We start from the raw sequence: 12,042 nt of genomic DNA, 5'->3' as shown, positions 1-12,042 counted from the left end.
ACATCACCAAAAACGCGCTCGGAACCGCCTTACAGGCATTACATAGAACGAACGAAACTAAAGACCGTATCACTTATCAGGATTTAATCTTTAGCGTGATAGCACATTGCTCAATACTCCGTATTCAAGAGAGGCATTAAGAACTCTAGAGTAAAGACATGACGTCCAATTTGACCAGAAGGCCTTCGTTACTATGGTTCGATCTGACTCATGATCGGTCCACCCAAGAACTCCTCACGCAGTTCGACAGTACGTGCGACTGCAAATTGGCGAAAAACTTCGTGTTACCCATCGCGGAACACGCAGACATGATCTGCATCCATTTTGATCGCCCCGACACCGCAGGGTTGAGGCAATTGCTGGAGATCAAACGCACCACCCCCACCATCCCGATCACCATGTTTACCGTGCAACATTCAGAGGAACTGGCTGTGTGGGCCATGCGTTCCAGCGTCTGGGAATACATGGTGCTGCCGCTCTCGGACAGCGAGAAGAAGCGCTACCTGTCGGCGGTGCTGCAGCTCTGCGAGCTGCGCCGAAATTTCAAAGGCCTGGGCAAGACATCACAGATCGACCACTCCCCGACCCTGCCGGACAGTATCCGGCTGACCTCAGGGCACCAAAAACACCAGGCGCTGAACAGCGTCATGCTGTACATCGAACAGCATTTTCGAGACAGCATCGATCAACGGGACCTGGCACAGCGCTGCGGCATGACGACATTTCGCTTCAGTCGCCTGTTCAAGGAATCCAATGGACTGGGTTTCACGGATTACATCTTGAACAAGCGCATGAACTTCGCCAAAGAACTGCTCGACAACAGCCAGATGCCTATCACCAGCATCGGCTATGAGGCCGGTTTCAAGGATCCTTCCTACTTCGCTCGTGCTTTCAAACAGTTCGCAAACTGCACGCCCAGCGAATACCGCTTGGCACGTCAACTCCGGGCGACGGCCAATGCGCAACTGATGCAGGATGAAAAAACCACGGAAGCGCTCGAAAGCCTGGTGCAAAGCCTCAGCAATTGATTTGTTTTTTACGCGCACACAAAAACGCCGCTCAATGAGCGGCGTTTTCGTTAAATATGGAGCGGGAAACGAGACTCGAACTCGCGACCCCGACCTTGGCAAGGTCGTGCTCTACCAACTGAGCTATTCCCGCAAATGGCGTCCCCTAGGGGACTCGAACCCCTGTTACCGCCGTGAAAGGGCGGTGTCCTAGGCCACTAGACGAAGGGGACACGCTGCCCGGAACACATGGTGTGTGTTTCGGTGCCCAGAGCCGCATCCGAAGACTTGGTTCTGGTTTCACTCAGCCCTGCCCGAAAGCAACGCTGTTTAAAATTGGAGCGGGAAACGAGACTCGAACTCGCGACCCCGACCTTGGCAAGGTCGTGCTCTACCAACTGAGCTATTCCCGCAATGGCGTCCCCTAGGGGACTCGAACCCCTGTTACCGCCGTGAAAGGGCGGTGTCCTAGGCCACTAGACGAAGGGGACACACGTACAACATTCACTCCCTGCCGCGTTTCGCTGTGTGCTTTACGCTGCAAGTGGCGCGCATTCTATGGATGGATTGAGAAGTCGTCAACCCCCAGATATAAATTTATTTAAATCAATGACTTCGCCCTGCTTTTGGGCGCCTTCGAGGATTTTGGGCTGCCCGACGTTTGACGCCTATATTCTGGCATCCATCAAGAGGCTATAGTCCATTCAATGATGGCAACCGGCTTCTCAGGTGCCATCATTTATAGAAGCGAGACTGCGGCCGATATAGTCACAAGCCTGTCCGATTCACCCGTCGTGCGGACCTATGCGCTCAAATGCCCAGCCACTACACTCGCACGCAAACCCTATATAAGAGGTCTTACCGGTGACACCACTCATGATCACCCTGCTGGTTGTAGCCGGGATCGCTTTGTTGATTGCCATTGGCTACATGAACCATGTGGTGGAAAACAACAAGCTGGAAAAGGCCCGTACCAAGGTTGAACTCAATGATCGCCTGCGTCGCTGCGGCGAAATCACCGAGACCTTCCCCGGCCAGTTGATGACTCCTGCACTTAAACTGCTGGTGACTCGCCTGGAACTGAACGTCTGCCAACGCCTGCTCAATCTGGAAAAATCCAGCGCCAACCTCAAGGCCCGGATTACCGAACTGGAGACTCTGGTCGGCCAAGGTGAATCCATCCCGGTCAACAACCCGCCAGCCCCTATCCAGACCGAAGCCAAGGCCAAGGACGTGCGCTTTCTGCTGGAAGCGTTGCACGGCCAGATTACCCGCGCCGCCCAGGACGGCTTCCTGCCGCCCAACGAAGCCAAGCGCTGGATCCGCGAAGTGCGCCACATCCTGGTGCTGCTGCACATCGAGTTCTTCAACAATCTCGGCCAGCATTCCCTGCAACAAAATCAGCCCGGCCAGGCACGCCTGGCATTCGAGCGCGGCGTGCAGTACTTGCGCAAACAGCAGGATCCACAGGTTTATGCCGAACAGCTGGCGTACCTGGAAAAACTCCTGGTTCGCGCCAACGATCAGGTCATGGATCGCATCGCGCCGGTAGAAGGCGAAGTCAACCAGTTGACTGAAGGCCTCAAAGACGTTGAAGCCGATGCGGACTGGAAAAAGAAAGTGATCTACGACTGATCATCGAGTGCAACACGTGTAGGAGCGAGCTTGCTCGCGATGGACTCAAGAACGCTGCGTTTAGCCAGTAAACACGCGTTATCGTTAACGACCATCGCGAGCACGCTCGCTCCTACAGGAGTGGACGCCTTAAAGCCTGAAATGCCCCACCATCCCCTTCAACTCAACGCCCAGCTGCGCCAACTGAATACTGGACGCTGCGTTCCCCTGCATCGCCAACGATGATTGATCCGCACTGGCGCGAATGCTGGTAACACTGCGATTGATCTCCTCCGCCACCGAGCTCTGCTCTTCGGCAGCCGCCGCAATCTGCTGGTTCATCTGCTGGATCAACGACACCGCCGCCGCGATGCTCCCCAGCGCACTCTCGGTCTGCAATGCATCGCTCACCGCCAGTTTCACCAACTCGCCACTGTTCTGAATCTGCTGCACCGACGACTGCGCTGCCGAACGCAAAGCGCTGACCAAGCGCTCGATTTCCTCGGTTGATTGCTGGGTCCGCTTGGCCAGGGCACGCACTTCGTCGGCCACCACCGCAAACCCTCTGCCCTGCTCACCGGCACGGGCGGCCTCGATCGCCGCGTTCAACGCCAACAGGTTGGTTTGTTCGGCGACGCTTTTGATTACACCCAACACCGCGCCGATGTTCTGGATTTGTGCACTCAGGCTTTCGATACTTGAACTGGCCGACGTTGCAGAGTCCGCCAACTGTTCGATCCGCGCCATGCTCTGACGCACCACCTGCTGACCGCTTTCAACTTTGCCATCCGCTGTCTGCGCGGCTCGGGCGGCCTCTTCCGCATTGCGTGCGACGTCGTGCACGGTGGCGGTCATTTGATTCATCGCCGTGGCAACCTGTTCGGTTTCTTCCTTTTGGCTGCTGACTTCGAGGTTGGTTTGCTCCGTCACCGCCGACAGTGATTGAGCGGAAGTCGACAACTGCTCGATGCCTGACTGCAAACCGCTGACGATCTGGCTGAGCCCTGCGCCCATTTGCTGCATCGCCTGCATCAACTGGCCTATTTCGTCACGGCGTGTCACCTCAACCGTCGTACTCAAATCCCCCGCAGCAATCTGCTGTGCGACGTGGATCACACTGCGCAACGGCGCCACGATCAAGCGGGTAATCAGCCACGCGGCAATGAATCCGACCAACAATGCCAACGCAGAAGAGCCGATGATCAGAAGCGAGTTCTTTTCCAGTTCGGCCTGCATCGACCGGTCTTCGGCCACGTAAGCCTGATCCACCCGTTCAACCACTTGACCTGCGCGCTGGTGCAGTTGCTGGTAGACGGTTTTTTCCTGCTCCAGCAGGCCGGTGTACTCGGCAAGTTTGTCGCTGAAGCTGGCGATATGGCCCGTCACCTCGTTAAGGACGGTCTGATAGCCTTCGTCCTTGACCATGGTTTTGAGCTGCTCAGCCTGGATCAGCGCCTGACTGGCCTGTTCGATTTTGCCCTGCCCGGCGCTGTCATCACCCTTGCGGCTCTGGTCCAGGCGTACGCGCGCTTCGTTCATGGCCTGCAGCATCAACCGCGACACCTGACTGACCTGACTGGCTTGCTCGATGAATTGCGCACCGTCCTTGCCTTCGGAATCCTTCAAGGCATAGGCACCATCATCGGCGAGCCCGGCCTGCAACACGTCAAGATTGTTGGCCACACTGGAGACCGACCAACTGGCCATTTCCAGCGCAAGGTCCTTGGCTTGACTGAGTGAGACAAATTCGTCAAACGCCTTGCGGTATGCACCCAGGGACTGTTCGACGTCATTCATCACCGGCACGTTGGCCGCAGACTCAGACTTGAGCTGATTGGCCAGGGCGATCAGACCGTCAACGCCCTCGTGCAAGGCATCGACGGTTTTCGGGTTTGCGTGCAAGGCATATTCCTGCTCCAGCAGCCGCACCTTGAGCAAACCACTGTTGAGCGACGACATCTGTTTCAACCCGTCGAAGCGCTGGCTGATGGTTTGCAGAGACCAGACCCCAATGCCTGCCACCAAGGCGGTCAACAACAGCACAAGCAGAAAACCTGTACCCAGTTTCTTCGCCATACCGAGGTTGGCAAAACGTCCCTGCACGGCCGAATTCATTGCACTTGATCCCCTGCCATAGTCTGTGGACGAAGACTCTCAACGGGCTTGTAGCAACACAAGACGCTGGCGCCTGAATAATGGCAAAAAGCTACGCCAACGTCGTTTTCAGAACGCTTGAGGTCGATCCGCAGCCGTGGCCTGGAAGAACGCCCGGGCCCGAGGATCGCAGGCATACGCCACGTTGATGCGCTGCCAGCCACAGGGTTTGCCGGCAGGGCTGAACGCAGTGTTTGAAGATAGCTGCACGCCAAAGCGCCGTGCCTGCGCCTGGACCTGATCAAGGTCTGACATTCGTGAGCGCGCCCAAATGTACAACCCCCCCGCCGGTTTTGCGAAAACCTCCCAGTCGGCATCTTCAAGCAGCTGTAATGCCGCCAGCCTGTTGCTGCTCAACCGTTGTGCCTGGCGCTGCACCAGGCCTCGATAGGCACCACTGGCCAACAGAGACGCCAACACCGATTCACAAAATAGCGAGGCGCCCATGCTGCTGATCATCTTGACCTCGGCCAGACGCGAAATCACTTCGCCACTGGCCACCACGAAACCGACCCGCAAGGAACTGCTGAGGGTCTTGGAATAGCTGCCGACGTAGATCACGTTGTCATCCAGTGCCGCCAACCGCGTGCCTGGCCCGGTGTGCAAATCTGCATAGACGTCGTCTTCGATCAGCAGAACGCCATGGGTGCTGGCCAGTTGCACAACCTGCCGCGCCATCATGGGCGCAAGGCTGCTGCCGGTCGGGTTGTGATGGAAGCTGTTGATGAACAACCCGCGCGGCCGGTGCTTGAGCAACAACGCTTCAAGGACTTCGATGTCCGGCCCTCGCGGGGTTCGTGGCACTTCAATCATGCCGATACCGTGCAGTTTGAGCAGGTCGAAGAGCAAGGGATCACCAGGGCTTTCAACCACGACACAATCACCGGACTGGAACAGCGTTCGTACAATCAGGTCAAGCCCTTGACTGGCTCCCGTCGTGGTCACGATTTGATTCTCTTGCGTCGTAATACCCAGGCTTTTGAGACGTTTGAGGATCTGTTGACGCAACGCTGGCAGGCCCAGCGGCGTGCCGTAGCTGAACAGAGCCGCCATGTCGGTGCGGCTGACCTGGCGGATCGCGTAACTCAGGTCATCCGTCTCGCGCCAACTCTCGGGCAAGCCGCCGCAACCCAGCCTCAACTCCTCACTCCGGCTTGAACCCTGAAGGAGGATTTCACCCTCCTTCGCGGATGCTGCCGGATCAGCAACCCAATAGCCGCCCCGATGACGTGACAGCAGCAGACCCTGCGCGACCAAACGGTCGCAGGCCTCGGAAACCGTCGATTGACTGAGCAGATTGATCCGCGCGATGTGCCGTACCGAAGGCAAGCGTACGCCGGGGGCTACTGCGCTGGAGCGAAGCCAGCAGGCCAGCGCATCGACGATTTGCTGTACGACCGGCACCAATGCCTGTCGATCGATTCTCAACTCCATGAGCTAGCAAACTCCTGTCCGTTTTGCGAAAAACAGTTAATCACAGGAACGCTCGACGGGATGTGCGAGAACACCGTCAAAACTTGCAATTCTTACCGTTTGAAACACATTCTCCGGTCGCCTGTTGGCGTGATGCTACAACTCAAAAAAATGTTGGATCGAGCAAAAAAAACGTGGCGAGGGAGCTTGCTCCCGCTGGGTCGCGAAGCGGCCCCACCTCTTTGCCAAACGAGATGGGACTGCTACGCAGTCCAGCGGGAGCAAGCTCCCTCGCCACAGGTCATGTCATACAGGCGTGGGTCAGAACGCTGTCACGCCACCGTCTACCGCCAACGAATGCCCGGTGGTGAAGGCCGCGCCATCGCTGCACAGGTACAGCACCGCGCTGGCAATTTCCTCGACCTTGCCGATGCGACCCACCGGATGCATGGCATTGGCGAACTCGCCCTTTTTCGGGTCGGCTTCATAGGCGCGACGGAACATGTCGGTATCGATGACTGCCGGGCACACCGCGTTGACCCGGATCTTTTTCTTGGCGTATTCGATGGCGGCCGATTTGGTCAGGCCGATCACCGCATGCTTGGACGCCGCGTAGATGCTCATTTTTGGCGCCGCCCCCAGGCCGGCGACCGAGGCAGTGTTGACGATCGCACCGCCGCCCTGGACCAGCAGCAATGGCAACTGGTACTTCATGCACAGCCAGACGCCTTTGACATTGACGCCCATGATCGCGTCGAACTCGTCGACGGTGCCTTCGGCCAGTTTGCCTTTTTCGATCTCGATGCCGGCATTGTTGAAGGCATAGTCGAGGCGCCCGTAAGTGTTGATCACCTCCTCCATCAGGTTTTTCACGTCGTTTTCCAGCGTCACATTGCAGCGCACGAAGGTCGCTTCGCCGCCCGCCGTACGAATCAGCGCTACTGTGCCCTCACCGCCCGCCGTGTCCATATCGGCCACCACCACCTTCAGGCCTTCGGCGGCAAATGCCTGGGCGGTTGCGCGACCAATGCCGGCCGCTGCACCTGTCACCACTGCCACCTGACCGGAAAACGTCATGCTCATTGTTATGCCCTCGGAAGAGAAGAATGCGGGAAGTTACGTGCCCCCAGTCTAGGCACAGGGACCTTGGGCGCGGCAGCACTATCAAAAGGCCGGTTGGACGCCCATGAGTTGCAGTGATGGACCTGCCGGCAGCTCCATCACCACACTGGATCGGCGTGTATTCGCCACATCAGCCAGACTTGCAGCCGCGACGCTAAGCAGCTATCAACAAGGCTTCATTCATCTTGAGTGCCTGTCATGACTTCCCAGACCAACCGTCAATTCCTGCTCGCCAAACGTCCGGTAGGCGCGGCGACCCGCGAGACATTCACTTATCAGGAAGTACCGGTCGGCGAACCGGCGGCGGGTCAGATCCTGGTCAAAAACGAATACCTGTCGCTTGATCCGGCGATGCGCGGCTGGATGAACGAAGGCAAGTCCTACATTCCGCCGGTCGGTCTTGGCGAAGTCATGCGCGCATTGGGTGTAGGCAAAGTCGTTGCCTCGAATAATCCAGGCTTCGCGGTCGGGGACTACGTCAATGGCGCCCTTGGCGTGCAGGACTACTTCCTCGGTGAGCCGCGAGGCTTCTACAAGGTCGATCCCAACCTGGCGCCGCTGCCGCGTTACTTGTCCGCGCTGGGCATGACCGGGATGACGGCGTACTTCGCCCTGCTCGACGTGGGCGCTCCGAAGGCCGGTGACACGGTGGTGTTGTCGGGCGCAGCGGGTGCAGTGGGCAGCATTGCCGGGCAAATCGCCAAGATCAAAGGATGCCGGGTTGTCGGCATCGCCGGTGGCGCGGACAAGTGCAAGTTCCTCATCGATGAATTGGGGTTCGACGGGGTTATCGATTACAAGAATGAAGATGTGATCGCCGGCCTTAAGCGCGAGTGCCCGAAAGGTGTGGACGTGTATTTCGACAACGTCGGTGGCGACATTCTCGACGCCGTGTTGAGCCGTCTGAACATGAAAGCGCGGGTGGTGATTTGCGGCGCCATCAGCCAGTACAACAACAAGGAAGCGGTCAAAGGCCCGGCCAACTACCTGTCGCTGCTGGTCAACCGCGCGCGCATGGAAGGTTTTGTGGTCATGGACTACGCCGCCCAGTTCGCTGCCGCAGGGCAGGAAATGGCCGGCTGGATGGCCAAGGGGCAGCTCAAGAGCAAGGAAGACATTGTCGAAGGACTGGAGACGTTCCCGGAGACGCTGATGAAGTTATTCAGCGGGGAGAATTTCGGGAAGTTGGTGTTGAAGGTTTAACGTTGCCCTTGTAGGAGCTGGCTTGCCAGCGATCGCATCACCGCGATTACACAGGTAAACCGTGGTGATGCGATCGCCGGCAAGCCGGCTCCTACAGGCTGGATGTTTACGCCAGTTCGGCCACGACCGATGCCAGCGCCTTGGCCGGATCCGCCGCCTGGCTGATCGGACGGCCGATCACCAGATAGTCCGAGCCGGCATCCAGTGCCTGACGCGGCGTCAGGATGCGGCGTTGATCGTCCTGGGCGCTGCCCGCAGGACGAATCCCCGGGGTCACCAGTTGCAGCGACGGGTGCGCCGTTTTCAGGGCCTGGGCTTCCAGGGCCGAGCACACCAGACCGTCCATCCCGGCTTTTTCCGCCAGCGCAGCCAGACGCAGCACCTGCTCCTGCGGCTCGATATCCAGACCGATACCCGCCAGATCCTCACGCTCCATGCTGGTCAGCACGGTCACGCCGATCAGCAGTGGCTGCGGGCCGCTGCGCTTGTCCAGCACTTCACGGCACGCGGCCATCATGCGCAGGCCACCGGAGCAATGCACGTTGACCATCCATACGCCCATTTCCGCAGCAGCCTTGACGGCCATGGCGGTGGTGTTCGGGATGTCGTGGAACTTGAGGTCCAGGAACACTTCGAAACCCTTGTCGCGCAGGGTGCCGACGATTTCCGAGGCGCAGCTGGTGAACAGTTCTTTACCGACTTTGACCCGGCACAGCTTCGGGTCCAACTGATCGGCCAGCTTCAGTGCGGCGTCACGGGTAGGGAAATCCAGGGCGACGATGATAGGAGTCTGGCAGGCGGACATGAGTGGGCTCTCAGGCAAGTCGAAATCGGCGCGCATTGTAGCGGAACCAGCGTCGCTGCGGGACCCGATGATCGGTAAATCGTCGCAGCATTACAGGAAAGACTAGCTCCCGGCGCAAAAAACCTCAGGGCCGACGATCTTCAACCCGCGCCTGAGTCTTGCTCCAGTCGGTCAACAGGCTGTAAGCCACCGCCAGCAACGTAGGCCCGATGAACAGGCCGATGAAGCCAAAGGCAATCAAACCGCCAAACACCCCCAGCAGCACAATGACCAGCGGCAGATTACCGCCACGGCTGATCAGGTACGGTTTGAGCACGTTGTCGACGCCACTGATGATGAACATGCCCCAGGCCCCGAGAAACATGGCCATTCCATATTCACCTTTCCAGGCCAGCCAGGCCGTGGCGGGAATCCACACCAGCGGTGGCCCCATCGGGATCAGGCTGAGCAGGAAAGTCGCGATACCGAGCACCAGCGCCCCCGGCACTCCAGCAATCAGGAACCCGATCAATGCCAGGATGGCCTGGGCCGCTGCCGTGCCGATCACGCCGTTGACCACTCGCTGTACCGTGCCCGCCACCAATTCAATGTAGTAAGTGGCACGCTGGCCGATCAGCCGCTCCAGCAGGCTGTGCACAAATACCGCCAGTCGCGGCCCGTCGCGATAGAAAAAGAAGACGAAAACGATGCTCAGGGTCAGCTCGAGAATCCCGCCGCCGATCTGCGCACTGCGCGCCAGGAACCAATTGCCGACCTGCCCCAGGTACGGTTTGAGGCTCACCATCATTGCCGCGCCCTGCTGGTCGATGCTGTTCCAGATCCCGACCAGTCGCTCGCCCACCAACGGAATTGCGCCCAGCCAGGCCGGCGCTTCGGGCAAACCTTCGAGTTGCGCGTCTTTGATGAACACCGTGGCATCACGCACATGGTCCGCCAGGTTGAACCCCAGCCAAACCAGCGGCGCCGCCACCAGCACCATCCAGCCCACGGTCAACAGTGCCGCCGCCAGCGACTCACGGCCGTTGAGCCAGCGAGTCAGCAATCGCATCAGCGGCCAACTGGCAAACGCCAGCACCGCGCCCCAGAACAACGCCGACCAAAACGGCGCCATCACCCATAAACTCGCGCCAAACAGCGCAACGAGCAGGATCTGCACCAACAGGCGATCGTTATTGAGCATTTTGAATCCCGAAAAAACTGTCAGCAAAAGAGTAGGCGAACGTGGCGCCCACGTTCACCCGGTGAAGCCTACCGCAATAGTTCGATGTGCAGGCCAGAGCCTTCAACGCTGCCGGTTTCCATCCTGGCGGTCCTCACACCTTGAGTGATCAACGCCTGGCGCCAGGCCTCGGCATTGGCCCCGGAAATACTGACCCGCAGCGTGGTGTCGAGGTTCAGGCCCCGGGAAATCAGGCGCAGCCAGGTTTCGTCAGGCGCGTCGATCAGTTTCGGGAAATCGAGTTCGCCAGTGCTCTTGAGCTCACGCAGCAAGGTCGCAGACGTCGGCAGCAAATCGCCCAGCGGCGCGGAGGCGTCGAACTGTTCGACATGCAGGTAGGCTTTGCGATTGCCACGGGTGATGCTGTAAAGCGCCACCAGCGTGTTGTCCTGGGGTGCTGCAAGGCGCAACAGCAAATAGGCTTGCTGATCATCGGCGCCATATAACTTGGCGTTGCCGAAGACTTCATTGGCCCACAGGCTGCTTTCACCGCAATCACGGGCCTGACACCAGAACAGCAATTGCGCGTCCTGCTTCTGCAAGGCTTCGCGGGCGGCGGTGAAGGCGTCGATGGAAGAATGTTCCGGCGGCAATTCATAGGTCACCGAAGTGGCCCGCCCACGGGCACTGACCTGACCGTCGAAACGCAACTGACCGCTGATTTTACGAATCGAGCCCAAGGGGTAGATCCGCTCCAGCTCAACCGAGGGGCGATAGTCGACGATCTGGGCGTCGGCCATACGCGGCACGATCGGCAGGTCCTGACTGCCCGGTACATCGGCGGCAAACAACAAAGGACTGAAACAGCACAGCGCCAGCAGATTGATTGAACGCATGAATAGACTCATCGGATCAGCATGGCCTGGGCACCCTTGATGACGCTCGCTTCATCGGCGCGCTGTGGCACCTGCAAGCCACGTTGTACCGCCGGACGCGCCTCCAGGGTCGCCATCCAGCGTTGCAACGCCGTCAGCCCATCCACCGAGACGCCCGACCACTCGTAGCCGCGCACCCATGGAAACGTTGCGATGTCGGCGATGCTGTATTCACCGGCCAGGAACTCAACGGATTGCAGGCGTGTATCGAGCACTTCGTAGAGGCGCCGGGTTTCGTGTTGATAGCGGTCGATGGCGCCCTGGAGTTTTTCCGGGAAATAGCGGAAGAACACATTGGCCTGCCCTTGCATGGGTCCGATTCCGCCCATCTGGAACATCAGCCACTGCAACACCAGCGAGCGCCCCTTGGGGTCGGCGGGCAGCAGTTTGCCGGTCATTTCAGCGAGGTAAATCAGGATTGCGCCGGACTCGAACACGGCGAAATCGCCATTGGCGCGGTCGACAATCGCCGGAATCCGGCCATTGGGGTTGATCTTGAGGAAGTCCGGTGACTTCTGTTCCTTTTTGTCGAAACTCAAGGCATGCACCGAGTAGGGCACGCCGAGTTCCTCGAGCACGATAGAGACCTTGTGGCCATTCGGGGTCGCAGCGGTGTAGAGATCTATCATG

General features: G+C 58.8%; 10 protein-coding genes, 4 tRNA genes and 1 pseudogene. 3 read left to right on the top strand and 12 right to left on the bottom strand.

The features are described from left to right. Window positions 1-158: 158 nt before the first annotated feature. Complete coding sequence (locus CKW15_RS22230) at window positions 159-1,028, top strand: AraC family transcriptional regulator (protein ID WP_095056576.1); 870 nt, start codon at window positions 159-161, stop codon at window positions 1,026-1,028. A 57-nt stretch (window positions 1,029-1,085) separates the two neighbouring features. Here the strand turns inward: CKW15_RS22230 and CKW15_RS22225 are convergent. The 4 genes from CKW15_RS22225 to CKW15_RS22210 form a co-directional block, all read right to left on the bottom strand. After that, window positions 1,086-1,161, bottom strand: a tRNA-Gly gene (locus CKW15_RS22225). 3 nt (window positions 1,162-1,164) lie between these two features. Further along, window positions 1,165-1,240 (bottom strand) — tRNA-Glu (locus CKW15_RS22220). 104 nt (window positions 1,241-1,344) lie between these two features. Then, a tRNA-Gly gene (locus CKW15_RS22215) sits at window positions 1,345-1,420 on the bottom strand. Window positions 1,421-1,422: 2 nt separating this feature from the next. After that, window positions 1,423-1,498: transfer RNA gene (locus CKW15_RS22210), tRNA-Glu, on the bottom strand. A 385-nt stretch (window positions 1,499-1,883) separates the two neighbouring features. On the opposite strand from CKW15_RS22210, the gene CKW15_RS22205 reads away from it, so the two are divergent. Beyond that, window positions 1,884-2,642: a hypothetical protein gene (locus CKW15_RS22205; protein ID WP_177408770.1), complete on the top strand. Its 759-nt coding sequence runs from the start codon at window positions 1,884-1,886 to the stop codon at window positions 2,640-2,642. A gap of 129 nt (window positions 2,643-2,771) precedes the next feature. Here the strand turns inward: CKW15_RS22205 and CKW15_RS29160 are convergent, their stop codons facing one another. From CKW15_RS29160 to CKW15_RS22190, 4 genes and pseudogenes are all read right to left on the bottom strand, one after another. Continuing rightward, window positions 2,772-3,635, bottom strand: coding sequence for a methyl-accepting chemotaxis protein (locus CKW15_RS29160; protein ID WP_371856315.1), 864 nt, complete (start codon window positions 3,633-3,635; stop codon window positions 2,772-2,774). Then, window positions 3,630-3,857 (bottom strand): annotated as a pseudogene (locus CKW15_RS29155) (HAMP domain-containing protein); the annotation flags it as partial. The gene CKW15_RS29160 and the pseudogene CKW15_RS29155, both read right to left, overlap by 6 nt. A 987-nt stretch (window positions 3,858-4,844) precedes the next feature. Then, window positions 4,845-6,209: a PLP-dependent aminotransferase family protein gene (locus tag CKW15_RS22195; RefSeq protein WP_095152712.1), complete on the bottom strand. Its 1,365-nt coding sequence runs from the start codon at window positions 6,207-6,209 to the stop codon at window positions 4,845-4,847. A 300-nt stretch (window positions 6,210-6,509) separates the two neighbouring features. Then, a complete protein-coding gene (locus CKW15_RS22190) occupies window positions 6,510-7,271 on the bottom strand; it encodes an SDR family oxidoreductase (protein ID WP_095056572.1) in 762 nt (253 codons plus the stop codon). Window positions 7,272-7,508: 237 nt separating this feature from the next. On the opposite strand from CKW15_RS22190, the gene CKW15_RS22185 reads away from it, so the two are divergent. Beyond that, window positions 7,509-8,513 carry an NADP-dependent oxidoreductase gene (locus CKW15_RS22185; RefSeq protein ID WP_095056571.1) on the top strand — a complete coding sequence of 335 codons (1,005 nt, stop codon included), beginning with the start codon at window positions 7,509-7,511 and terminating at the stop codon, window positions 8,511-8,513. Window positions 8,514-8,619: 106 nt separating this feature from the next. Here CKW15_RS22185 and pyrF read toward each other — a convergent pair whose 3' ends face one another. From pyrF to CKW15_RS22165, 4 genes are all read right to left on the bottom strand, one after another. Then, window positions 8,620-9,318: an orotidine-5'-phosphate decarboxylase gene (gene pyrF, locus CKW15_RS22180; RefSeq protein ID WP_177408769.1), complete on the bottom strand. Its 699-nt coding sequence runs from the start codon at window positions 9,316-9,318 to the stop codon at window positions 8,620-8,622. A gap of 124 nt (window positions 9,319-9,442) precedes the next feature. Then, window positions 9,443-10,498, bottom strand: a complete 1,056-nt coding sequence (locus tag CKW15_RS22175; RefSeq protein WP_095056569.1) for an AI-2E family transporter — start codon at window positions 10,496-10,498, stop codon at window positions 9,443-9,445. 68 nt (window positions 10,499-10,566) lie between these two features. Further along, a complete protein-coding gene (locus CKW15_RS22170) occupies window positions 10,567-11,373 on the bottom strand; it encodes a DUF4892 domain-containing protein (protein WP_095056568.1) in 807 nt (268 codons plus the stop codon). A gap of 8 nt (window positions 11,374-11,381) precedes the next feature. Further along, complete coding sequence (locus CKW15_RS22165) at window positions 11,382-12,041, bottom strand: glutathione S-transferase family protein (protein ID WP_095056567.1); 660 nt, start codon at window positions 12,039-12,041, stop codon at window positions 11,382-11,384. Window position 12,042: the final 1 nt, after the last annotated feature.

It is taken from the genome of Pseudomonas sp. Irchel s3b5, assembly GCF_900187435.1.
Taxonomy (GTDB): domain Bacteria; phylum Pseudomonadota; class Gammaproteobacteria; order Pseudomonadales; family Pseudomonadaceae; genus Aquipseudomonas.
This window is presented reverse-complemented; position numbering and strand designations above follow the sequence as displayed.